Origin of the sequence: Vibrio sp. MMH1-50 (genome assembly GCF_022347645.1) — a bacterium.
GTDB lineage: Bacteria > Pseudomonadota > Gammaproteobacteria > Enterobacterales > Vibrionaceae > Vibrio > Vibrio harveyi.
Genome location: NZ_JAKRGG010000023.1, coordinates 63,357 through 87,904, shown reverse-complemented (window position 1 = coordinate 87,904; position 24,548 = coordinate 63,357). Strand labels below are relative to the sequence as shown.

General features: G+C 44.2%; 16 protein-coding genes and 3 tRNA genes. 9 read left to right on the top strand and 10 right to left on the bottom strand.

All coding sequences use genetic code 11. The annotated features are described in order from the left end of the window. Positions 1-569 precede the first annotated feature (569 nt). From MHO32_RS16690 to MHO32_RS16680, 3 genes are all read left to right on the top strand, one after another. Positions 570-1,616 (top strand): hypothetical protein, encoded by a 1,047-nt coding sequence (locus tag MHO32_RS16690; RefSeq protein WP_050922542.1) that lies wholly within the window; start codon positions 570-572, stop codon positions 1,614-1,616. 83 nt (positions 1,617-1,699) lie between these two features. Continuing rightward, positions 1,700-2,761, top strand: a complete 1,062-nt coding sequence (locus MHO32_RS16685; RefSeq protein WP_061066445.1) for a hypothetical protein — start codon at positions 1,700-1,702, stop codon at positions 2,759-2,761. A gap of 181 nt (positions 2,762-2,942) precedes the next feature. Continuing rightward, positions 2,943-3,731, top strand: coding sequence for a lipase family protein (locus MHO32_RS16680; RefSeq protein ID WP_038899627.1), 789 nt, complete (start codon positions 2,943-2,945; stop codon positions 3,729-3,731). 82 nt (positions 3,732-3,813) lie between these two features. On the opposite strand, the gene MHO32_RS16675 is transcribed toward MHO32_RS16680, so the two are convergent. The 4 genes from MHO32_RS16675 to MHO32_RS16660 all read right to left on the bottom strand — a co-directional run bounded on the left by MHO32_RS16675 (position 3,814) and on the right by MHO32_RS16660 (position 6,169). Continuing rightward, complete coding sequence (locus MHO32_RS16675) at positions 3,814-4,059, bottom strand: hypothetical protein (protein ID WP_005446964.1); 246 nt, start codon at positions 4,057-4,059, stop codon at positions 3,814-3,816. A gap of 137 nt (positions 4,060-4,196) precedes the next feature. Further along, the gene (gene amyS / locus MHO32_RS16670) at positions 4,197-5,720 is read right to left on the bottom strand and encodes an alpha-amylase (RefSeq protein ID WP_005446966.1); all 1,524 of its coding nucleotides are present in this window, start codon (positions 5,718-5,720) and stop codon (positions 4,197-4,199) included. Positions 5,721-5,987: 267 nt separating this feature from the next. After that, positions 5,988-6,063, bottom strand: a tRNA-Gly gene (locus MHO32_RS16665). Between the two features lie 11 nt (positions 6,064-6,074). After that, positions 6,075-6,169, bottom strand: a tRNA-Leu gene (locus tag MHO32_RS16660). Positions 6,170-6,773: 604 nt separating this feature from the next. On the opposite strand from MHO32_RS16660, the gene MHO32_RS16655 reads away from it, so the two are divergent. After that, a complete protein-coding gene (locus MHO32_RS16655) occupies positions 6,774-9,137 on the top strand; it encodes a DUF11 domain-containing protein (protein WP_239213020.1) in 2,364 nt (787 codons plus the stop codon). An 83-nt stretch (positions 9,138-9,220) separates the two neighbouring features. Then, positions 9,221-10,003: a DsbA family protein gene (locus MHO32_RS16650; RefSeq protein WP_069217538.1), complete on the top strand. Its 783-nt coding sequence runs from the start codon at positions 9,221-9,223 to the stop codon at positions 10,001-10,003. Between the two features lie 81 nt (positions 10,004-10,084). Here MHO32_RS16650 and MHO32_RS16645 read toward each other — a convergent pair whose 3' ends face one another. From MHO32_RS16645 to MHO32_RS16620, 6 genes are all read right to left on the bottom strand, one after another. Then, a complete protein-coding gene (locus tag MHO32_RS16645; RefSeq protein WP_443088420.1) occupies positions 10,085-12,910 on the bottom strand; it encodes an Ig-like domain-containing protein in 2,826 nt (941 codons plus the stop codon). Positions 12,911-13,822: 912 nt separating this feature from the next. After that, positions 13,823-15,529 carry a D-lactate dehydrogenase gene (gene dld / locus MHO32_RS16640; protein WP_239213016.1) on the bottom strand — a complete coding sequence of 569 codons (1,707 nt, stop codon included), beginning with the start codon at positions 15,527-15,529 and terminating at the stop codon, positions 13,823-13,825. A 447-nt stretch (positions 15,530-15,976) separates the two neighbouring features. Further along, positions 15,977-16,879, bottom strand: coding sequence for a LysR family transcriptional regulator (locus MHO32_RS16635; protein ID WP_017190804.1), 903 nt, complete (start codon positions 16,877-16,879; stop codon positions 15,977-15,979). A 218-nt stretch (positions 16,880-17,097) separates the two neighbouring features. Beyond that, positions 17,098-17,171 (bottom strand) — tRNA-Cys (locus MHO32_RS16630). 234 nt (positions 17,172-17,405) lie between these two features. Further along, entirely contained in the window at positions 17,406-18,860 is a 1,455-nt protein-coding gene (gene viaA / locus MHO32_RS16625; RefSeq protein WP_239213007.1) for an ATPase RavA stimulator ViaA, read from the bottom strand. Positions 18,861-18,869: 9 nt separating this feature from the next. After that, positions 18,870-20,531 carry an ATPase RavA domain-containing protein gene (locus tag MHO32_RS16620; RefSeq protein ID WP_239213005.1) on the bottom strand — a complete coding sequence of 554 codons (1,662 nt, stop codon included), beginning with the start codon at positions 20,529-20,531 and terminating at the stop codon, positions 18,870-18,872. 271 nt (positions 20,532-20,802) lie between these two features. On the opposite strand from MHO32_RS16620, the gene MHO32_RS16615 reads away from it, so the two are divergent. From MHO32_RS16615 to yfcC, 4 genes are all read left to right on the top strand, one after another. Then, positions 20,803-21,318 (top strand): NUDIX hydrolase, encoded by a 516-nt coding sequence (locus tag MHO32_RS16615; protein WP_017818795.1) that lies wholly within the window; start codon positions 20,803-20,805, stop codon positions 21,316-21,318. A 24-nt stretch (positions 21,319-21,342) separates the two neighbouring features. Continuing rightward, positions 21,343-22,347, top strand: coding sequence for a low-specificity L-threonine aldolase (gene ltaE, locus MHO32_RS16610; RefSeq protein WP_009696116.1), 1,005 nt, complete (start codon positions 21,343-21,345; stop codon positions 22,345-22,347). A gap of 78 nt (positions 22,348-22,425) precedes the next feature. After that, positions 22,426-22,752, top strand: a complete 327-nt coding sequence (locus tag MHO32_RS16605) for a c-type cytochrome (protein WP_020196259.1) — start codon at positions 22,426-22,428, stop codon at positions 22,750-22,752. A 218-nt stretch (positions 22,753-22,970) separates the two neighbouring features. Then, the gene (gene yfcC / locus MHO32_RS16600) at positions 22,971-24,503 is read left to right on the top strand and encodes a putative basic amino acid antiporter YfcC (protein ID WP_171371512.1); all 1,533 of its coding nucleotides are present in this window, start codon (positions 22,971-22,973) and stop codon (positions 24,501-24,503) included. Positions 24,504-24,548: the final 45 nt, after the last annotated feature.

Here is a 24,548-nt window from a genome sequence, read left to right as displayed (position 1 = left end):
GACTTGAACCGGCACAACGCGAACGTCGAGGGATTTTAAATCCCTTGTGTCTACCAATTCCACCACCAGGGCAACGCAATCAATGCGATGGTAACACCACCTGCTCTAACGACCTGCGCCGTGAGAACGAGGCGTACTTTAACGGATTAAGATTTTAGGTCAACAATAAATTTTATCTTTTTTATTCATGCGGTTAAAAAGCAGACTCAGGCGAATACTCCGCACCCAATTCGACCGTTCCATGTACACATCCATCACTCTTACATGATGTTTTTTCTCAACGTACTCTCCATGAATGCCCTTCAACAGAATAGTGGTCCCCGAGAACGAGAGGATAAAATAATGAATTTATCAACAATTTTATAAACCACTTCGGCAAATACTCTCATTTATAGCAAAAAAAATCTTCATTCTTGTACCTCGCTAACATTTCACTGATCCGATGTGTTGTTAGTATTTATTCATGGCGCTAATCATACCATTGAGCAAAAGTGGTTTTGATGTTTGTTTTTTGCTTATTAAACGTTGCTATTACTAGCAAGTCTAAACATTCAAAGGTTAATAACATCATGAATAAAATGACAAAAGTTGCCTCACTCGCAGTGGCGATGGCATTTTCCGGAGTTTCCAACGCTGCCATTGGGGATTACAAAGTAGTCCTCATTCACGGTTTCCAACCTGATCAATTGCAAACTCAACCTTCGCGAACGCAAGTTGAAACAGAAGGAGCGGATTATTGGAAAGATTATTGGATGCAATACGCCGATGCGCGGATTGACTGGCCTTCGCAAGAGCGCGTCGAAGGTAAAATTACCAGTGATTACGTTTGGCCGAAGCTTCAAGAGTTGTCGAGAAATGGGACATGCCAGCCGGGTTGTATCTTAGTGACCCACTCTACCGGTGATCTTGTCGCAAGGTATCTCCTTGATAACCAAGAGAACTGGCTAACTAACGCAGGGCTTACTCCCCTCAACGTCGTTGCCACCTTCGACTTCGCAGGTGCCGGTGGTGGCTCAGAGCTGGGTGATATCGTCATCAATATTACGGAAGGTGGCGGCTGGACAAACAGTGCCATGCGCTATGCTATTTCGCTCTGGCTTGGTGATACTCCAAACAAAAACAACACTGGAGTGTTAAACGACCTTAAAGTCTCAAATGCTCGCCAAATAGCGATGCTGCCTGATCACCGAATTCCTCGCATTCGTTTTGTCGGCAATGGCAGTGATTATTTTAAAGCAACAGCAAGTTTCTTACCGGGCAAAGACGATGGCGTTGTAGCCGCACACTCATCCTGTGGTTCTTCTAGCTCCGGCAGTTTCGACAGTTGTTCGACTCACTTAGCGATGGACGGTAAAGTATCTTCACAAAGTAAAGGCGTAACAAGCTTGATGCCTAACCATTACCCTTTCATCATGGGAAATGGCTACAGCCACAGCGAAGTGATTGGCTCAAAGCACAAAGGGAAAGTAACGTCTAGCAACACTTCTATTGCACTCGCGGACGGTCACTCAGTCAAAGTCGATAGCTATCAACAAAATGGATGGTTCGGCAGTAAGTACATTTATGTTCAAGGTTCCCAACAAGATACAATGTCTGAGATTGCTGCAGGATTATAACTAAGTTCAGTTTAAATCCGTATAGGAGCCAAGCAATACATCGTTTGGCTCTGTTTCACAGTGGATGATTCAAGAGACTGAATATGAACAACAAAAAACTTATTGCCCTTGTTGCGTTCGTAACGCTCGGTGCTGTCACACTCTTTATTTTGAAATCCCCCTCCGACGAACCTGAAACGTCGACTCAAACTGCAATATCCCAAGAGCTCATGCCACATAAGCAAGCTTCTTCTATCGTTAAGCCAAGCCAAGTAACAACAGAGCCAGCCAACGTAGAGTATGACGATTCTCCGCTGATAGAGGATATTACTTCTTCGCAAGATCTCGAGTTAATCGCAGTGCGTCACGAGCAAGTTTTACAATACCCCTCATATTCCCAGCCCATCGTTGGAGAGAATAGTCCTTATTTAGATTGGAACCATTTTGAGGAAGTGCCCGTTCCCATATTAGATGGAAAAGACACCGCGACACTTAGTTTAACCAAGTATCGCCACTTCTTCCCAGATGATATCGAAGTCAATTTGAAATCCTCTAGCAATATAGTGACAGCGTCACTAGATGTCGAAGATATTGAGCAGCAAAAGACACTCGCCACTTTTACGATGGAAGAAACCGGCTGGCGTATATCCCCAAAACCTGATTGGCCAGAAGAGTTAAGGCTGGTTGCACATATCACTTTTGAGCAAGGCGAAGACGTCATTAGTACTGATTTACGTCTCTTTCATTCTGTAGCAAGTATTGTCAATGTAGGCAGCGGCACGCCAAAAAATACTGATATGATCATTCCTATTACGTTACAAATTGATAAAGCTGGTATCTATCGAGTAAGGGGGAACCTGTATCAATCGAACGGCTCCGCGATTGCGTCATTGGTGCACAAGCAGCGTTTATCGGAAGGAGAGCAAACCATTGAGCTTAAGGCTTTCCATAAAGTCCTTTTAAAAGGCAAAACGGATTATGAACTGCGTGACATCATGATAGAACGCATGTCTGGTTTTCCGGGAGAAAAAGCGCAATACGGTCAAAGCGAAAGCGAAGTATATCCAATCGGCGCGTTTGATTCCGGTCTTCTCTCTGATGAGCCTTATGAGATGAGTGATAAAGAAAAACAACAACTTGAGTTTCTTCATCAAGCATCAAACTAACTTTGTCCACACTTTATGTGTCCGTACTCAAGCGCTAAGCTCGCTTGAGTACAAACAAAGAACCTTCACTTCACTTCACTTCACTTATCAAATTTCACCCTGAATTTAGTCCTGCTCATTTCATCGGTTTTTCATATTTCATGTCTAGAGTTTTAAATTGACAAAGACTAAGAAGAAAAACGTGAAGCCATTAAAACGATACCAATACGAACGCTACGCCGTGCTGTGTAATCTCGCCTACCCCAGAGTCTTTAAACAGACACGCTATGGGTTTGACCCTAATGGGCAGCGGATCATTAAAAACGAATTTGGCAAAACCATGATCCGTGTTTTATGGAGTAAAAAACGTACTGAGGTCGTTGTGGTTATTAAAGGCTCGCACAGTATTACCGATTGGTTGCTGAACTTTGCCATGTGGACTCGTAGCTGCAAGCGATTAGGACTTAACTATCGCATCCATGCAGGTTTCTACCATTTGTTGTTTCAAGAAAGCCAACCTTCTCGAAATGAAGATCGTCTTGGTTTGAGTGTGATTGAACGACTAGAAGCCACCATTGTACCTCTGATTCTACAGGGGAAGCGCATCACCATTACTGGGCATTCGTCGGGCGGCGCAATTGGCAGCGTGTTTGCCGACTATATCGAACGTAAGTACCCAAAAAGCATCAAACGAGTGGTGACATTTGGTCAACCAGCGATTGGTGATTGGACATTCAAGAAACGCTATCGTTTAAGCCACAAAACCTATCGAATCTGTTGCGACATCGATATTGTTACTTTTATGCCTCCGGTACCTTTTCTTTATTGGCATGTAGGTAAAATGTTGTGGCTTTATAATGGAAGAATTTATGAGAACACGCCAACGTTAATGCGCCTTGGGCGTTCTTTGGTAAGTTGGTTGATCCGCCCTTTTTCCTATCACTTAATGAGCAAGTACATTCGCAACAAAGACTTCTTTGATGAGCGTTAATCCATTATTTCGCTTTCGTGTGATTCAGCGACAGATACAAAAAGAGCCAGTATTAAACTGGCTCTTTGTTCTTGGTTTAGAATTACAAAGACGCAATTTCTTTATCAAGTTGGTATTTGTTGTCAGTAACGATGCGCTCTAATACTTCGACGCGTTGTTTCAGGTCGTCTATTTGTTTGTTAAGACCATCTCGCTCTTCTTGATTCATCAGTTTACGCTCAGAAATTTCGAGCGCTTTTACTTCCTTGCGATGATTAAGAATCAACTTAACGATACCACCACCGAATATTGCACCGAATATAATCGCAATAGTTGCAACTTCCTGCATAGATTCCTTTCCTTAATCTGCCTACTGATAATGCTCAACAATAAAGTTACGCATTTGTTTCATGAATATCAAATAAGACATTGATTAAATGCATGCTATTTTCGAAATTGGTCACACCTGCAACTCTGCACTCGAGATTATTTAACGCCAACCCAAACAGAAACCGATCCGCCGTTCACTGGGAATTCCGCCCATCCACTAGCGTTAGTCCATACTTCTTCGGTACGAATACCTAGTTTATCGACATAACGTGTGCTCGGTGAACCCGTGTACATCCACTTTGTTCCGCCAGGACCATCACTCATGATAACCGCCATAGAGTTCGGATGTTCCGCATCCCCTTCTCGTGTCCAACCAATCACATCCCAGTGGTCAAGGTAAGAATGTTGTTTACCATAAGCATAATCTTTACGTGCTTTCACCAATTGCTCAATGTAAGGCACTTTCACCATGTTGATGTCGTGCCCTTTATCGCTGTATTGCGCACCGTAGTAATCTGCGTAGAAGACTGACGGATAACCTTCCTCACGAAGCAAAATGAATGCGTACGCAAGAGGCTTGAACCACCAATCCACCGGAGACTCTAAGGCCTGTAGTGGTTGCGTATCGTGGTTCTCAACCAGTGTTACTGCTTTCACTGGATTGTCTTTCATCAAGGTGCCATCCATGATTCGGCGCATATCGAAGTTGCCACCAGAGCGTGAAGCGTTGTAGAAGTTCATATGTAACGGAGCATCAAACAATGACATGCTGCCAGAAGTCTTAGTGATAAAGTTGTGCAGATTGTTCACGTCGTAGTTCCAGTACTCACCAACGGTAAAGAGCTCTTTACCCGTTTTCTTACGCAAGTAATCGATCCACTCTTGTAGGTACTGATATTTGATGTGTTTAACCGCGTCCATTCGGAAGCCATCAACACCCGTCATGTTTAAGTACCATTCACCCCAATCTTTCAGCTCTTGCTTTACTTCTGGGTGATCCATGTCTAAGTCTGCGTACATGAGGTAGTCATAGTTGCCTTTTTCAGAACTGACTTCCCAATCCCATGCTTTACCATCACCTTTGAATTTAAAGATCGCTTTCTCTTTACCTGCGTCATCCCAATCGACGCCATCAAAGTGATACCACGTCCAATGGAAGTCTGAGTATTTATCGTTACGTCCTGGGAAGCTAAATTCAACCCATGCTTCAATCCATTTATCGCCAAGTTCAATATTGCGGTTATTCCAATCCACACGCTTGGTATCGACCCACGACTTGCCATCTGCACCGCCACGATGGTTGAACACTACGTCACCATAAATTTGGATATTGTTTTTGTGTGCTGCTTTGATGGCATTTAGATATTGGTCTTTGGTGCCGTACTTAGTTCGTACCGATCCTTTTTGATCAAACTCCCCTAAGTCATACATATCGTAAACACCGTAACCAACGTCGTTGCTACCACCTGCGCCTTTATATGCTGGTGGCAACCACAGCGCTGTAAAACCGTTGTCGGATAGTGCTGGCGCATTGTTTTCAACTTGTGTCCAGAGTGCGCCGTCATTTGGCACATACCAATGGAAATACTGCATCATAGTTCCATTTTGTGCCGCCAATACCGGCGAACTCAGCAGCAAAGTTAAAGGTAAAAGTGTGGGTTTAAGGTTGAATGTTTTCATTATTTTTCTCTCACGTTTTAGAACGAAGTTCGAACTTAGAGAGCCAACATGACGACTAGAAGAGATCCAACTAACCGTCTGTTGTACAACAAAAAGTTCGGACTACAATCGTGGAGAAATTATCACCAATCACCCTCTACAATTATTGAGTTGTGTAACATTTATAAAACCAATAACTAATTGAGCGCAATTATTGAATCACGATCTCGAACCGAGGTCCACGGATTTGCAATCCGCTGCATAGCCACTCTGCCAAGGCGCCTCAACTGGAGCGACACACGAGGTTCGAACTCGTGACCTCAACCTTGGCAAGGTTGCGCTCTACCAACTGAGCTAGTGTCGCATAATTTGAGATGGTGACCCGAGTCGGAATTGATGACTTGAACCGGCACAACGCGAACGTCGAGGGATTTTAAATCCCTTGTGTCTACCAATTCCACCACCAGGGCAACGCAATCAATGCGATGGTAACACCATCTGTTCTAACGACCTTCGTCGTGAGAACGAGGCGTACTTTAACGGATTAAGATTTTAGGTCAACAAAAATTCTTATAATTATCAACCAAATGAACAATAATCACCCTTTTTGACTGAATCGCAATCGATAAGTTCAATAATCACCCATTAATATTGAGCTAACCGTACCACCTCACAGTGTCAACCAACCTGTTAACCATTGCTTCACAAACAAACGACCACACTAACCGCTATCTATCAGATAAACATCAGCTTTTATCCTTCTGCCTTTGTCGCCCCCATCCGCAGGTGAACACTGTGTACACCTCTTAACAGTTATTTTTGAATGCGCATTCATTAGTTAATTCATATTTTCAATGACTTAAGGTTTGGTTCATTTCTTGCTCTTAAGTGGGCAACCAACGCACAGTCTTTTGGGTGAATAATGCTAGCGTCACCTTAGAAGCTCGTTTGGTCAAGGAATGAGGGTTCTGCTCTTAAGTCGCTGATTAAGTGTCAGTCATACCGTAGACACTATGGTGTGTTCAGCCGCTCATATAACCCTCTTGTTCAAACTTTCGAATAAAAAGAAGGTCAATGATGGAACGATTAATACACAGCCGATTAAACAAGGTAATGAGTGTCATCCTTGTCAGTTCGGCAGCATTGTATGGCGTAACGAGTCATTCTCCTGCTCAAGCGGAAGCCTATAACCTCTCACCAACAGAAAAACTCTGTATGGCAGACGCTTATTTGCAAGAGCCGGGAAACTCATTACCAAGAGATGCTTTAAACTGTACCGCTAATGACGTCGAGATCACGCAAGTGATTCCCGTCGATCCGAATGCAGAATGTAACCTTGGAGATACCTTCTCTTTCCAAGCTGACGTTACCGTGCGAACTAACGCAAACGAACGATACGACACCACCTTTTATCTTCCTTTAACTGAAGCCAGCCCTCAGGTCGTTCAAGGTAACTTTAGAAACTGTAGCATGATCCTACCCGTGCCAGGAGGAAGTGGTGAGACTGCTGATGCTCAATTGGATGGCGACGCATGTGGTGACATCACTAAAGCTTTAGGTCCAGACGAATACACACTGCTTAACGAAACCATTACCATGCTCTGTTCAGATAACGACGGCGACAACCGAGCCGACTTTACCTATTGTGCAGCATGGGATAATCAAGAACGAGATAACTGTACGATCGATGAAGATCCGTATGCAGGTCAGATCCCAAACACCAAATCTAAATGTAACTGTGACACCTTTAATATTGATGTGTTCATCAAGCCATCACCACCAGATATCGTAAAATCTGAAGGTGCGCCTAGCTCTCACCCAGAAGCAGGCGGCGAGTTTACCTTTAATCTAAGCTTCACTAACCCTAACGCCCAAACATCGTTATTCATTAGCGCATTAACCGATGAAATCGACATCAACGGCGATGGAACTTATGACGTTAGCTTCGATCTTTGGGGTGCGACCTCAAGCCCTGCAATGGCTGACGGTGTTTACCTTACATCGACTAACTGTCCAGTCGGAACACCTCTGTATGAAGTGGCTCCTAGCGCAACCTACAGTTGTGAGTTCAAAGTCTTTGTCGTAGATAGTGACCTTCCGGATATACCAAATCCTGAGCTCTATAAAGACGTTGTCAAAGTAACGTTGCTAGACAAAAACGGCGATCCTGTGGTTAACGGCGATACTTGTCCAGTTGGGGTTGGCAACGCGGCACTTGGCGATCGTTGTAGTGTCGAACGACAAGTACAGATTACCAATGTCCCACCAGCGATTAGCGTTGTTAAGTCAGCTGATAAAAATGAAGTACTTGAGCCTGGAGAAAATGTCACATTTACGTTCGAAGTGACTAACGACTCCGGTACATTTGATTCTCCTATCGAACTCGTGAGCTTAGTCGACACCATCTATGGTGATCTAAGCGCAATTGGGGCTGAGAGTGACTGTCTTGATAACCCTGTAACGATAGCATTTGGTGCAACATACAGCTGTACCCTAAGTGTCTATGTTGCTGGCGATGCAGGTGATAGTTTCACAAATACAGTAACAGCAACTGCGAGAGACAACGAGAATGATACCGCGACAGACATGGATTCTCACACTATTTTGGTATTGGATGTACCTTCTATGATCACTCTAGAAAAAACAGCCAATCCGACATCAGTGTTTGAAACGGGTGATAACCCAACCTTGTTCAGAAATGTTGATTACACCTTCTACTTTACGGTCAAAGACACGATAGATGACGTCTCAACATCCGATACTGTGGTCTTCTCTAGCCTAAATGACGACCGTTTCGGATCACTCACAGACGAGTGTATGGTAGACATGAAAAATGGCGGCGCTATAACGCCAACCGGGTTAAACGGGTTTGAGTTAGACCCAGGCGAAACAGCAAGCTGTACCATCACATTACAAGTCCAAGGTAATGCCAGTGATAGCCACGTTAACGTTGCCACTATTAATGGTACTGACGAGGACGGTCTAGGCGTAAGCGCAATGGATGATGCAACAGTAACGTTTGATCCACTTGCTCCAGATACGGATATTGCCTTCGCACTTAGTGGTTTGATCATTATTCAACTTACCAACGCGTCTGAAGTGGACAATGTCACGTTAACTGGTTTGACTCTGCGTGGCGTTGATATTATCGACGGTAATGGCAATGCCAATTTTACCATCTTTAATACTCAAGGCGGCACCCACAGTGGTATGACATATCCACCTTGTAACATCGGACAAGAGCTCGGTTACAGCGGTTCTGGCAACAACGTTTACACCTGTGCGTTTACTGTAGAACTTCGACCTGGTCTGGAAAATACCGACCCTATTACCTTCCAAGCGCAAGGTGTACTTGACGGTATTGTAGCAACGGTTGAAGACGATGATGGTGATGCGTTAACCAACTTCGTATCTATCGAAGTCAACACTGTCGAGTAACCAACACATAGAACTTCACGTTCTTAACATTAAAGGGGCAGCGTCATTGCCCCTTTTCTCAGTCCATACAAGGGGATATCACTATGTTGAAGTATGGAAAAAGCATTTACGCTATGCTGCTGTCGGTTCCGCTGGTCGTTGGTTGCCAACCAGCCAATGATGAGAAAGTTAAATCCGAATTAGCGGCATTAAGACAAGAAGTAAAAGACTTAAAAGCACAGGTTGAAAGCATTAACTCAGACATTGAGTTAGCTAAAGAAAATGCAGCCAAAGCAGCCAAACCAAAATTCAGGACTTTACCCGATCAAAAAGACTTTGATGGCAATGGAACTATTCCGTCTATGGGTGATGACAACGCGACAATCGCGATCATCGAGTTTTCTGACTACCAATGCCCTTACTGCAAACGCTTCACCGACAACACATTCGCAAAGATTAAAGAAAACTATGTCGACTCAGGAAAGGTTAAGTACTTAACAAGAGATTTTCCACTTGGGTTTCATCCACAAGCTAAAGGTGCCGCAATTGCTGCCAATTGTAGCTTTAAGCAAGGTGAGTATTGGCCAATGCGACACGCTTTGTTTTCAAATATGCGCAACTTAAATACCGCTTTGTACCAAAAAACCGCAAGTGACTTAAAGCTGGATATCGACAAGTTCTCTGCATGCCTTGAAGATCCTCAAATGGCAAAAGATGTAGAAAACGACATTGCCCTTGCATCCACTCTTGGTATTCGGGGGACGCCAAGCTTTGTTGTCGGACGTATTGAAGATGGTCAATTAGTTGGCGCAAAACTGGTTGTTGGTGCACAAGATTATCGCGTGTTCGCCGCACTGTTTGACGATCTTCTTAAAGCGCCTAAATAGCCGTTTCACTTAGCGCTAATATAAACCCAAAGAGGCAATAACTTTCGCTATTGCCTCCTCTATCGCGCAGCTCAACAAACTCTATTTACTGTTTCCTTTTCCCTTATTACCACCGCCCTCACTCGTGCTGCTTAACTGGATGGAAACCATTGCGGTCGCTGTATTTTGACCATCAGATATGGTGTAGCTAAAGCTATCGCTCCCTTTAAAATTCTTCGCCGGTGAATACACTAAGCGCCCAGAACTGTTTAAACTGACTGATCCCTTAGAGCCTTGAGTAAAGCCAACGACTTGCAGTTTATCTCCATCAGGATCACTGTCATTTGCAAGCGCATCAATCTCGGTCACCTCTTTTGCCGTCAACGCGACTGAATCATCATTAGCGACGGGAGATAAGTTTGCGATCACTAGGATGCGATATTCGACAACGCCATTAGCCACGCCTTCACCGCTTTCCGTTGATAACGCATGAACTTGAATCGAATACTCACCCTCGGTTGCATTCTCTGCAGAAGTAACCATCACCTCAACATTCGCCTTCTGCCCAGACTCAAGCGATATTTGGCGAGTCGAGCTACTCCACCCACTTGGAACATCTGCAGAGATTGTGTACGACACAGAGTCGCATTCAGGACCATTCTGGCTCGTCAACGTCGCGGAATACACCAAGGTGTCACCGGCATTGCCCTCTTGAACCAAAGAAGAAAAGGTCAACAACGGAGGGCTTAGCTCACAAGTAGGCGTCACTTCAGCCACTTTGTACACACTGCTCGCTCGCGCATTATAACTTGCGTCTAGCGTGTTGGTTGCTATCGCGTCAATGCTGTAACTTCCTGCTTCGGCCGAAACGTCAGAAGTAACACTCAAACTAATAGATGTCGTTTCACCCGAAGCTAGTGAAGCAACGCTGTTAGTCGTAACCCACCCTTCAGGCACATTGGCATTGATTTGAAAATTTGCTGGCTCACACGCTTGACTATCATTATTGGTAATCGTTGCGGTGTAGTTAGCTATTGCTCCCGGTTCGAACTCCGCCGCTGAGTTTGCAACGAGCGTTAACGTTGGATTAGCCATCTCACACGTCTGAACGCTTGGTTCAATTTGATAAACCGCTGGAATACTGGTGGCCAATGCTAAATCAGTGCTATTTTCCGCCTTCAGCAGAATGTCGTAACTGCCTTCTTGTGCTGAATCACTCGACGTTACGCTAATTTCTACCGCTTTCGTCTCACCAGAAGCCAGTGTCAAAGATGCATGCGTCGATGACCAACCAGATGGCACATTTGCGCTCACATTAAATGACGTTGTCGAGCAAGCCTTCGTATCATTGTTCGTCACGTTCAACTTATAAGAGGCAGAAGAGCCAGCAACACCACTCACCACTTGACTGGATGCAAGATCAATTGAAGGGCTTGCTTGCACACACTGTTCATTATCAAAGGTCACATGTACGCTAGCTGCATTGGCATTTGCCCACTCTGTCGTAATGGTAATACCAGCTTGAACATCAGTATACGTTTGGCCGACAAGCAGAGCGGATTCATCAAGATCTCTCAGACCACTATTTGGAATCATATCTAGCATCAAGTTACTTTGGGGGTCATCTTCTGTCGCTAAGTGGAAAATTACCCCATCCGTAATGCCCGATTTGCCTTCAACAAAGCTATCAAACCCAATCGCTTGGCGATACTCAAGGTAATACCACAATGGTTTACCTGTTACTTCATCTGTGCCACGTCTAATTTTCAATCCTTTTGCACCACCACTATGCGGTGTTTCAACAGGTTCAAGTAAATACCTGCCGTCAGCCTCAACAGAAACAACGTTTCCTGAGTTTGTACTGATCCAGCCGAAGAGCTCCTTGCTAAAGGCATTAAAATGACCAGTGATGCCTGACATACCCATGATATCAAGCGCATCACCATATTCTGCCGACGCGCATCGATCACCAATAATGTCAGCGCCACAATCGAGATCTTTGGCGTGATGTAAGCCAAAGTTGTGTCCAAGTTCATGCCCTACAGTGCGCAGAGTTAAAGAGCCATTCACATAAGCTTTTGATGGATTACCGCCAACGGTTCCTTTGCCTGTCCATCCGCATGCTGAGTTTTCAGGAAACACGTAAACAATTCGAGCATAATTACCAAAGTTAATGCCATTGTCTCGGGCAACATCTTCAGCGGTAGTGTGAATTGTCCAAGTGTCGCACGTAGCATTCATTGGCAAAGTATAGTAACCAGCGACATCGCCCGTTAACCATACTTGGTTATCTGAGTTTTCTTTATAAAAGTCATTAACTTGGCCGAACACAAGCTCTCGTGTTTCTTCGACTGACCATGGTGTCTGCGTGTTATCTAGAAAGTTCAATAACATCACCAAAGTAAGCTGTTCACCAAATGAACTCGTGGTCACTTGTGTCAAGCCAGTCCCGTCTGTAGAAGTCGTGTTACTTCCATCAGCCAAAACCAATACATTAGATGGGTCCTGATTCAATGCCAACACATCTAATTTTTTACCCGTTTTCTTGATGTTGATCCCGCTAACGCGTACGTTGTTGCCATCTCGCAACCCCTTAGCGACCGCGTGATTGGGAAATTTGACTTCGATTCGCGTGTTTCCAGAATTCAAGATGTAACGAAGACGACTGGAGTGCGTTTTCTCATCATCTTCATAAAACACTTCCAAAGCGCCTTCTAACTGCTGCTCTTGCTCAACAAAGCCTTGAAGCTCTGATGGAATAAGCTTGCGTTGCTTGTTGTTAAAAGCGACTCTTGTTGCAAGGTCTGAGTCGATGTCAGCCAATTGTGCAATAGTTTCCTGTCTCGACTTGAGCAACATTAATGCTTCTGAAAAATAACGTAATTTAGCTTCGCCATCATTATTCTTGTAATTATCAATCGCGACCAATAGCTCTGAGTTCTTCTGCTGTATTTTTCTTTTAAAACTTCTTTTATCAACAGAAATTTTCTCTTTTGATTCATGTGCATCAAAATGTGTATGGTGGTGTTGGTGAGTATTTTTATTAGTTACATCATTTACATATACAGCCAAGGTGTTTGACGAAAATATAGCAAGGGATATAACAGCAAGTTTTAGAACGAATCTTTTATTTAAATTAACACTATTAACTGGTAAATAATTATTAAAATTAAACATAATTATATTTTAGATTTATATCTTATTATGGATAGAGAACAACAACGTCTTATGACTTATGATTCAAGTCAAAACGGGTTACTGATTTGCTTGCATTTCTACTACAGAAAGCCGTTCGACCAAGTACGACATTACTAAAATCAATGAGCAATAATACCCTCACCTATTTTTACAGAATTCAAATCTACATAGAGTGACGCACATTACTATAACTTCACATGGCGTATCTATGCGCATATAAAGAAATAGAACTGTATTAGGTATTAAATTTAAAGTACAAGTAATCCAAGGTTAATCTGAGTTATATTTAACCTGAACTTTAATTTTGGAGGACGCTGTAAGTAACTAATGCAACGATGCGGATATAAAATCCTTATAATTATTAATTCAATTTCATAATTATTACTTCCTTTAAATATCTCTCGAATGAAATATTACCAAACAGAACGATTAAAAACCAAACAATTCATAACTCAACCTAATAGTTTTTAAAATGCATTTTTAAATCATAATGATAGAAAGCAACACAATACTGTCTTATTAATTCGATAGACTGGATTTCATGTGATCTACCTCTAAACAGACGTTCTCTGTAGGATTACAAGGTAAAAAACAAAAAGAGCCGCTGTTTAAGCGACTCTCCACATCATATCGGTTTAGTGCTTAAGCACAACAGTTACAGTTGCGCTTGTAGCGGTCCATTTTACCTATGCCTGGGTTAAAGGTATTGGTCGGGTCAAGTTGATGATAGAACTTTTGTAGCGAGTTTTCTGCTTCATATAAGTGACCTACGTTGTGTTCTGCTGGGTATTTCGCGCCACGACTATTTAGGTGCTCCAGCATCAGTTTCTTCATCAGCTTGGTGTCTGTACCCTTCTTAAAGATGTAGTCTTGGTGGAACACATAACACATGAAATGCCCATAATAGAGAGACTTAACGAGGTTCTTACTTACTTCCTCAGGTAATGTTTCTAACCATTCTTCATCGTTACGTCGTAACGCAATATCAAGAGCTACAATGTCTTCTACTTCCTTGCGATGAATGGTTTCGTAACGAATGGCTGCGCCTGCTGCTGCAAAACGGTGTAGATACGCTTTCTTACCCTCTTCTGGTGTACATTCGAAAAAGTCACTATCGTGCTCAGCTGCCCAAACCTCTTTGAGGTATTTCTGCGCTTCGGCAATACCGCCGTCACTCATTTTAAGTACAAGATGGTGCTCGTACTTATCACGGTATTCCAACATTCGCTTAGGAAGGTGCTGTGGGAATAGCTTGCTTGCGTAGTAGAGAATAGTATCTGGCAGGTATTTACTGACTAACGGTACACGCTCTAAGAAGTTTTCAACCTTAGCTTTTAGCGAGAACATCTTAGGCAGGTTGTCCGTGCCTAATAAATCGATAGAAAGGAACACATCTTTACCGTATTTTTCCGCCATGTTGAAGATGTCACGGTGAAGGTACTCACCCATCTCTGGCAAGTTTTCGAATTGAGTAAGGAAGTCTTTTCTCAGCTTGGTCAATTTCTCTGGATCGTTAGTGCCTAAATAGAACACCTGCTCTTTCTCTGGGATTGGATAGCTGTCGACTCGAACCGCAAACACGCCCAGTTTACCCGCACAACCGCTCGCCTCGTATAGACGACGTTCGTCGGCATTAAAGCGCGATGGGATATCAGAAGTCACATCACGAACACGTTCGTCGTATTCTTTATCCGACGCCATGCGTTCATCATGAATCACTTTATCTGGGTCGAAATTACCATCTTGGATGTTCTGTAAGATCTCGTCAGGCGTCGAGCCTAATCCTTCAATACCAAGGTGGTTAACAAGATTGAGCTTACCGTCTTTGTCCACCTGAGCGAATATGGCCAACTCTGTGTAAGCAGGACCACGTTTAACCAAAGCGCCACCAGAGTTGTTCGCAATACCACCTACAACTGTTGCTCCAAGAGAAGAAGAACCAATCACCGAATGCGGCGCGCGATTAACTGCTCGCAACTCTTTTTCTAACGAATGCAGACTCGCCCCCGGAAGACAAACGGCTTGCTTACCCCCGTCTAACAGATAGATTTGCTTCATCTTGGTGATATTAACCACCACCACATCGCGGTCGTAATCACTACCACTTGGCGCTGAGCCTTCGGTCAGACCCGTCTTAGCCGCCTGCATGATGATGATGCAATTATTGTCCACACATTGTTGGATGACCTTCCACTGCTCTAGCAGTGTCTTAGGAAAAACCACCGCCAACGCCGTGCCGCTTCCTGAGCGAAAACCGCTGCGATAATACTTGGTTTTGATTTGATCGGTAAGGACATTTTCTTCCCCGACAATGGTGACAAACGCGTCGATGAGCTGCTTCTGTTTCATATCCGTATCTCTAGTTATTATGCCCAGCCAATATAAGTAGTCCGAATCTGAACGTCCATGCCACCAAAGTCCGATAACGACGCCCAGATCAAGTTAACTACATTAATTACCCATACATTCAATCACTTAAAATTCTTAGAACTGTAAAATCAACAAAGAAACTTATCGTTTCCAAAAAGAAACAATAGCAAAGTACATTGTTAACAAATGTGCACGATATCGAAGAACAAGAAAGTTAAAAGGGATGACAAGGCTTTGTATTCCTGACTTTGTCAGAATATTGAGTCAGAACAAAACCACAACATGTGAATACCATGACGTTATAGCAGCGTTATATGGCTGTGACATTGCCGATCAGTGAAGAAAATAGTTAGAGTGGAGAGTTTAAAATTTAGAGCAAATCCCTTCAATCAAAGGAGAATCACTCCTTTGAGAAAAGTTGAGCCACTAGAATTGATGGCTACGACTTTGAAAGCACTGATAGAGATGCTCGATAAAGATCTTAATCTTTTCTGGTTGCTGACGAGTGTATGGGTACACGGCATAAATACCCAAGCACTTAGCCGTTTCGTCTTTAAACAACTGAATCAGTTTGCCTTGCTGTAAGTCTTCATAAACCAGCACCCGAGGCACATAAATAATACCTTGCCCTAGCAAAGCGACGTTACGTAACGCAGATGAGTTATTGGTACATAGATTCCCATCTACCTTAACCTGATACACCTCATCATCACGCTTGAAAACCCACTCACGTGCACCTGTCTCTTGATAGGCGTAAACCAAACAGTTGTGCTTAGTGAGATCGTCCGGCGTTTTTGGTCTGCCATGTTTGGCGACGTACTTAGGCGATGCACACACAATCCAGTTTGCATCAACAAGCTTGCGTGCGATTAGGCTTGAGTCTGGTAAAACCCCAGTGCGAATAGCAAGGTCAAAACCTTCGTTGACGATGTCAGCAAACCGGTTGTCCAGTTCCATATCAATGTTGATATCAGGGTAAGCTTGGTTGAATTCAGAAATAACCGTAGGAAGGATAAGTTCACCAGAGATGGTCGGAACGGTAATCTTGATGTTGCCGGATAGGCTCTTACCTAAACCAACAATGGATTCTTCTGCAGTTGCGACGGCTTGGTAAACGCTACGCGCATGTTCGAAGAAGGATTGCCCTGCTTCTGTCAGTTTTAGCGTGCGAGTGGTTCGATAAAGCAGTTGAACGCCTATCTCCTGCTCTAATTTGGCAATACGCTTACTGACGACCGACTTAGTAAGTTCCATTTGTCTTGCTGCGGCGCTGAATGAACCTTGCTCAACCAAATGATAGAAAATAATGTAGTCGTCGGTATTTCTCATGTGTCTTCACTGCTTCCTTGTTGAAGAACATATTGTAAAGGGCTTTAAAGCTAAATGCTGGCTGAGAAGTCACACTTGAGAAGCGCATCTTTCTGTATGCAAACACTCAACGAGTGCTTGTTCAGCTTGCCAAGCATCAGATACAAAAAAACCAGCTTTCGCTGGTCTATTGGTGATGCTTTCGCATCTGGATATCGCCATTGCCATACCCAAAAATATGGAGGCGCCTCCCGGAGTCGAACCGAGGTCCACGGATTTGCAATCCGCTGCATAGCCACTCTGCCAAGGCGCCAAATTGTTTACGCTTAAAGGCTCTGCCCCGTTGCGTTGGTTGCTACTTTACGGATTCAGGAAATATAGTCAAACAAAAATCCAAAATTTCTGTTTGTTTGCTTTGTTTTAAACCAATCCGATGTTAATTCGACCTAAACCGTCCAGATTTACTTACTTTGGTTAAGACAAATCAAAACAGATAGACAAAAGAAAAGCGGCAATCAGTGCCGCTTTTCTCTCTTAACTCTCGTGGTTAACCGTTGGCAACGCGTTTAAACAAGCGTCCTACTACGTTTGGATGGTAAGACCAAGTGTGGTCAAACATCGACATTAACGCTGGGTTGCCGTACTTCGACAAACTAATGGCATGGAATCGGTTCTTCTTCGCTTTTAACGCATCGACTTTTGCGAGCAACTCATCTTGCTGTTTTGGCGCAATGAAGTCTGAAATCACAACCATGTCGGCGTTTTTGTATTTGTCGCTGTTCATCAAATCGATGGATTTAATCAACGTTGGCTCCAAATCCGTGCCACCATGGAAGCTGTAAGTTAAAAAGTCGGCAGCTTCACGTAAGCCATCCTGACGAGTTAGCTCGTAAGTAATGTGCTCCGTGGAGAAGATGATCACATAACAATCACGTTGCTCCGCCAAAGCGATTTGCATCAGTGCATAAGCCATAGCCTTAGCACATTGCTCTGGGAAGCCACTCATCGAGCCTGACGCATCAACACAAACGATAAACGGTCCTTTTTCAACGTCGACCGCTTTATGATCTGGTTTGTGCGCTTTCACTTTACGTAGTGTGCGAGACTTACCTTGCGTACGGTAGTTCATTAAGCGTTTATCAACCAAATGCTTGTAGAACACTACCTCAAGCTCTGGGTAAGCCAAAAACATGGTTTCATTTGGTAGCAGTTTGTTGAGATCGTCACTTTCATGAATACCGACGATATCGTCTGTCGCTTCGTCACTCTTTTCCTCAACCATTTGCAGCTCTTCTGCTGGTGCGCGGTTGAGGTCTGGATCATTCACTTGTCCCGCCATGCGACCAAGCTGTTCTGCGATTTCTTGTAAGCCTTTGTGCTTTTTAAGGAACTCTGCGTGGCGCTTCATCACGGTTAGGTCAGTTTTACTTAACTTAGCTGACGCCATATCCCATAATCGCCCGACGCTTTCTTCGTCACCAGACTCCGTCACTTTACCCATGTTACGCATGGTTTCCATACGCTGATAAAGGTCGTTAAGGACTTTTTCTTTGTTCTCTTCAAGCTCAGAGACTTGTGCTTGTTTGATTGCTTCTGCAAGGCTTTGATACCACTGGTCACAGAAGTAATGAGGGAACATCGGGTTATTCACGCCCTTGTTCTTCTCCATCATGCGACGCGCTTGCATGTAAAACGCTGAGTGCCATTCAAGCTTCTTGATCACATCATCAATGCGTTCAAAGAACTCGTTCTCATCCCAATAAATCACTTCTTGGTAGAGCGCGAGTTCCTGTTGAAAACGTTCTGTCTCACAGACTTTCGTCATGCGCTTTTTCACGTTGCCACGCCATTTAAGCAGATGGTTTTTTACTGAGGATTTCATGCCTCGGTTTTCTGCCATCATCATGACTTGTGAACGCGCCATTAAATCATTAACCGCACTGTCAATGATGCCTGAATCTGCCACCATGAGCGCTAAGTTGAGTCCGTCTGCACCTAACATGTCGTCTCCTTAAGAGAAAAACTGATGTAAGTTTTTGAAGCGTTGAATGATCTTCTCGCTTTCACCTTGGATAGACTCAAGTCTCTGGCTCACCTGTTGCAGACTCGACTCCATTAGACGTGGTAACTCTGGATCCACGAAACTGTGTGGTAATGCGCCATGGAAGTTGGCTTTAACCTTACGCATATGATGTTCAGCTTCACTCAATTGGCTGACTGCTTTTTCGCTTTCTGCCAACCATTTTTGGTAAAGCTCAACATCTAAACCTTGTTGGGTAACCAAGCTCACTAGCACGCCACGGTTAGCAATGTCACGGATCACTAGGTTGTTAGCTGCATCGACATCAAAACGCAGACGACACATATTGGTGTTTTGGTTCACGTAACCATACACATCGCCATGGCCATCTTTGATCACTCGGTCAAGCTCGTCTTTTGGCACGTATACCCAGCGGCTGTCGCCCTTCTCTGATTCAGAAACCGACATGTTGCTTTGCAGAATAACCAGCTTAACCAGACTCACCGCCGCGCCTACTTTGTAAGTTTTCGCTTTTGATGTGTCGAAGCTCATGGTTTCTTTGCGAAGCAGACCTGTTGCCGCTTCAGCGTTTAGCGTCATGCGATATTTGTCTTCAAGCTCATGCTGTACATCAACCAAAGACTCACGACAGTATTCGATCTCTTGTTCTGCTTCTTGCTGGTCAAAGGCATGCTTAAGAGCAAACTCTTGAATCACACCGCGAACGACATCGCGTGACTCAGGGCTGTTCCATAAACAATCTTGCAGTAGCAGAAGATCAAGCGGATTGATCTCGTCACGCCCATTAAAGAACGCACTTGCTTTAAGCAGTTTGACCGCTTTCTTCCAACGGCGGTCTGACACGTACATGTCTGTTAGTGATGCATCGCCAAACTCAGACTCGACTTTGGTTTCCAACATGGTTTTTAGTTGGAATAGTTTTTCGAATGCGTTGTCGGTCAGAGTGAGTTTGTCGAGCTGTTGTTGCCAGCGGTGGTATTCTTCGTCTGTGATCGCCAAGCCCTCTGGAACTTGCGCTTCTTGAGACGTACCCACCGTCAGCATGGATTTGAAGTTTTGTTTATCCTGAATGCGGTTTACAAACACGCGCACCAACATACGGTCGTAAAGTGCGTCTAAGCCGCTGTCTTCATCTGGCAGCTCGTTTGATGCAGAAACCAAAAGACGCATCGGTACACGTTCGATATCGCTGCCGTTTTTAAATGTCTTTTCGTTCACAACGGTCAAAAGCGTGTTCAGAATGGCAGGACCTGCTTTCCAAATCTCATCAAGGAAAACCACTTGCGCCGTTGGTAAGTAGCCTTGAGTAAGACGGACATAACGACCGTTGTCTTTTAGCTCTTGAATGCTCAATGGACCAAACACTTCTTCAGGTGTTGAGAAGCGCGTCATGAGGTATTCAAAATAACTGCTATTATCAAAAGCTTGGATAAGTCGTTTTGCGATTAGGCTTTTTGCGATCCCTGGAGGACCAAGAAGGAAGACGCTTTCGCCGGCAAGAGCGGCAAGAAGACAAAGTTTGATGGTGTGTTCGCGTTCGTAAACGCCATCAGTTAACGCTTTCGCTAGCTTGTTGATACGCTCCGAAAGAAGCGCCTTTTCTGCATTAGATGCGAAAGATGGTTGAATCATAGAAGCTCCGGCTGTTGAACTGAGGCTGTATATATAATTTTATACATTTGTTATCACTTTGTTACAAGTGTATTTTTTAGTGAACCTCGTTTATACCAGATGCTCTTCGCGCGCGTGCGCGAGCAACCATAGTTTTCATTTATGAGACATAACTCACTGAATGTGCTGGTTTCGCAAGAGTATGAAACCATTTTCTTCTTTTGTTTCCGGTGGTTTGTGGTTAATGTGCAAAACACGTCAATGCGCGGTTACAGCTAGGATCCACAACTGCATGAGCAATACAATTCATAAATGGAAGCAGATTTCTCTGGTCGAAGAGGAAGTTAAACTACCAACTGGTCGGATGATCACACATACCACTATCCAACACCCCGGTGCTGCCGTTATCTTACCTATTACTTCAGATGGCAACATCGTTCTTGTTAATCAATTCCGCCCCTCTCTTAACAAATGGCTGCTCGAATTGCCTGCTGGCACACGTGAAGGCGATGAAGATCCATTGCATTGTGCTCAAAGAGAGTTGGAAGAAGAAACAGGATACAGCGCCGAAAAGTTCACATCGCTTGGTCAAGTTACCCCTCTTGCTGGTTTCTGTGATGAAATCCAGTACTTGTTTGTTGCCGAACAACTGAACAAAACCAATCGATACGAGTGTGACGACGACGAAGTGATTGAGGTAGTGACATTGTCACGAGAAGAACTCGAACAACAAATTATTCAAGGCATTATTACGGATGCCAAAACTATCGCTTGCCTAAGCAAAGCTCGTCTTTGCGGTTATATTTAGGTCTTTTCGACCGAGGAGAGAATTATGGACTTTCGATCAGATACCGTTACGCAACCTACACAAGCAATGCGTGAAGCAATGTTTACCGCTCCTGTCGGCGATGATGTGTACGGTGATGACCCAACCGTTAACGAGTTAGAGCAATTTGCGGCTGAGCTTGCGGGCTTTGAAGCGGCAATGTTCACGACCTCTGGTACACAAGCAAACTTACTTGGCTTAATGGCGCATTGTGAGCGCGGTGATGAATACTTATGTGGTCAGCAAGCGCATAACTACAAGTACGAAGCTGGCGGCGCGGCGGTACTGGGGTCTATTCAACCTCAACCGATTGAAAACAACCCAGACGGTACTTTGCCATTTGATAAGCTAGAAGCAGCAATCAAGCCAGATGACGCGCACTTTGCACGTACTCGCCTACTTAGCTTAGAGAACACCATCAACGGTAAAGTGATTCCTCTTTCCTACCTAGCAGAGGCTCGTGAGTTTGTGAACAAACATAACTTGCAGATGCACCTAGATGGCGCTCGCGTATTCAACGCAGCTGTAGCGCTTGATGTTCCAGTCAAAGAGATTGGTCAGTACTTTGATTCAATGACTATCTGTTTATCTAAAGGTTTGGCAGCCCCTGTTGGTTCACTACTGCTTGGTAGCAAAGAGTACATTGCAAAAGCACGCCGTCTAAGAAAAATGGTCGGCGGTGGTATGCGCCAAGCGGGTATTCTTGCTGCAGCCGGTAAACTAGCCCTTACCGAGCAAGTAGAACAGCTAAAACAAGACCACATCAATGCAAAAACCTTAGCGGAAGGTTTAGCGGAATTGCCTGGTTTCTCTGTTAATCCAGAATTTGTTCAAACCAACATCGTTTTTGCTAAGCTTGATCCACAAGTGGATATCGCTGGTATTGCAGAAAAGATGAAGGAGCAAGGCATAACAATTACGCCAGGAAACCCAATCCGATTCGTGACGCACAAAGATATTTCGGCACAAGACATCGATACCTTCCTATCTAGCCTTAAATCTCTGCTTTAACTTGATTTTGATCATTGAGCTTCCCCTAAGGGGAAGCTTTATTCTATGCGCTTTCAAGGACTACAATGAGTGCATTTCATGCTTAGATACGTGCTTCTAACGTCTCTTCTTATCTCTTCCTCTGTTGTGGCGAAACCTTTCGGTGACGTTGATAAAGGCAAACTTAAATCGCCAAGCTGTGTTTACTGTCATGGTTCGAACGGCATGACAACAAACGACGCTTACCCCAACCTAGCCGGTCAGAATGCTCAGTACCTGTATGATTCTATGAAAGCGTATCAAGATGGGCTTCGCTTAGGTCCTTTGGCTGAGATGATGGCAGCCCAATTACGCATGCTGAATGATGAAGATTTGCGCGATGTTGCCGCGTTTTATTCAGAACAAACACCTCATGCAGAAAAATGAATAATTATGGGACTTGTGAATCACCACAAGTCCTAACTCCGTTTTCATTCGCACAACAACTAACCAAAACAATTAACCATTAAATCATTGATAAGCAACTCAACCCTCTTCAGATCAAATTATTGATGAATTTATAGTTCATCAACTCAGTTAATATTGACTTTTTATTCTATTTTATCGATATTTCATGCTTTCTATAATTCGACGTGAAATAGGTTATGTCTCACACACACGCTCAGCCATCGGAATCGGCGGCAACCCCAAAATCATGGCAGATGCCTGATACCCTCATTTTGATCTTCATTGTTGGTATTCTTGCTGCGATTCTTACCTACTTAATCCCTGCTGGTCATTTCGATAGCCAACAGGTGACCTACATGGTCGACGGTGCAGAAAAAACTCGTACTGTTATCGATCCATCTTCTTTCTCTTATGCAACCGACGAAAACGGTGAATTGGTTTACAACAAGGTTGGACTGTTCGCTTCAGGCGGTGGCATTGGTCTAATGAACTTCCCATTCGAAGGTCTGGTTTCAGGCTCTAAATGGGGCAGCGCGATTGGCGTTATTATGTTCATGCTTGTTATCGGTGGTGCATTTGGTGTGGTAATGCGCACAGGCACAATCGACAACGGTATCCTTCGCCTTATCGATAAGACCAAAGGTAACGAAGCGCTATTCATTCCAGTTCTGTTTTTGCTGTTCTCTTTGGGCGGCGCAGTATTTGGTATGGGTGAAGAAGCCGTAGCATTTGCGATTATTATCGCACCACTAATGGTTCGTCTTGGCTACGATGGCATCACTACAGTAATGGTGACCTACGTTGCGACTCAGATTGGTTTTGCAACGTCTTGGATGAACCCATTCTCGGTAGCGATCGCGCAAGGTATTGCTGGTATTCCGGTTCTGTCTGGTATGACCGTACGTATGGGTCTGTGGGCTGGCTTTACACTTATCGGTATTGCTTTCACTATGATTTACGCAGCGCGTATCAAAGCAAACCCTGAGCTTTCTTACAGCCGTCGCACTGACAAATACTTCCGTCAGCAAGAGCTAGGTGACCACGAATCTCGTTGGAACCTAGGTGACACCCTAGTTATCCTTACGGTTATCGCAACTACCGTATGGGTTGTTTGGGGCGTAGTGGCTAACGCATGGTACATTCCAGAAATCGCGTCTCAATTCTTCACAATGGGCTTTGTCGTTGCGATCATCGGTACGATCTTCCGTCTAAACGGCATGACGCTAAACTGTGCGGCTGACGCATTTAAAGAAGGTGCAGCAATCATGCTTGCCCCTGCTCTATTGGTTGGTTGTGCGAAAGGTGTATTGCTTATCCTAGGTGGCGGTACTACTGATGAAGCGAGCGTACTGAACTCGATCCTGAATAGCGCTGGTGGCGTAATCAGCGGTCTTCCTGACGTTGCTGCGGCTTGGTTGATGTATGTTTTCCAATCTATCTTCAACTTCTTCGTGACTTCAGGTTCTGGTCAAGCAGCGCTGACAATGCCTCTATTGTCTCCTCTTGCAGACATCGCTGGCGTTACACGTCAGGTAGCCGTTCTAGCATTCCAACTTGGTGACGGTTTCACTAACGTTATCGTTCCTACTTCAGCGTCGCTAATGGCAACACTGGGTGTATGTCGTATCGACTGGGGTGACTGGGCGAAATTCTGCTGGCGCTTTATGCTATTACTCTTTACCCTATCGAGCATTGTCGTCGTCGCAGCTCACGTGATGGGTTTTGCGTAAACTGATTACCAATATCCCCAAGCAACTTAAACGCGAAAGCGGAGT

Coding starts and splice junctions, on each gene's coding strand:
- MHO32_RS16620 (WP_239213005.1), bottom strand. CDS start 20,531: ATGATTCAACCATCTTTCGCATCTAATGCAGAAAAGGCGCTTCTTTCG.
- yfcC (WP_171371512.1), top strand. CDS start 22,971: ATGTCTCACACACACGCTCAGCCATCGGAATCGGCGGCAACCCCAAAA.
- amyS (WP_005446966.1), bottom strand. CDS start 5,720: ATGAAAACATTCAACCTTAAACCCACACTTTTACCTTTAACTTTGCTG.
- dld (WP_239213016.1), bottom strand. CDS start 15,529: ATGAAACAGAAGCAGCTCATCGACGCGTTTGTCACCATTGTCGGGGAA.
- MHO32_RS16655 (WP_239213020.1), top strand. CDS start 6,774: ATGATGGAACGATTAATACACAGCCGATTAAACAAGGTAATGAGTGTC.
- MHO32_RS16690 (WP_050922542.1), top strand. CDS start 570: ATGAATAAAATGACAAAAGTTGCCTCACTCGCAGTGGCGATGGCATTT.
- viaA (WP_239213007.1), bottom strand. CDS start 18,860: ATGTTAGGTGCAGACGGACTCAACTTAGCGCTCATGGTGGCAGATTCA.
- MHO32_RS16615 (WP_017818795.1), top strand. CDS start 20,803: ATGAGCAATACAATTCATAAATGGAAGCAGATTTCTCTGGTCGAAGAG.
- MHO32_RS16605 (WP_020196259.1), top strand. CDS start 22,426: ATGCTTAGATACGTGCTTCTAACGTCTCTTCTTATCTCTTCCTCTGTT.
- MHO32_RS16650 (WP_069217538.1), top strand. CDS start 9,221: ATGTTGAAGTATGGAAAAAGCATTTACGCTATGCTGCTGTCGGTTCCG.
- ltaE (WP_009696116.1), top strand. CDS start 21,343: ATGGACTTTCGATCAGATACCGTTACGCAACCTACACAAGCAATGCGT.
- MHO32_RS16685 (WP_061066445.1), top strand. CDS start 1,700: ATGAACAACAAAAAACTTATTGCCCTTGTTGCGTTCGTAACGCTCGGT.
- MHO32_RS16635 (WP_017190804.1), bottom strand. CDS start 16,879: ATGAGAAATACCGACGACTACATTATTTTCTATCATTTGGTTGAGCAA.
- MHO32_RS16675 (WP_005446964.1), bottom strand. CDS start 4,059: ATGCAGGAAGTTGCAACTATTGCGATTATATTCGGTGCAATATTCGGT.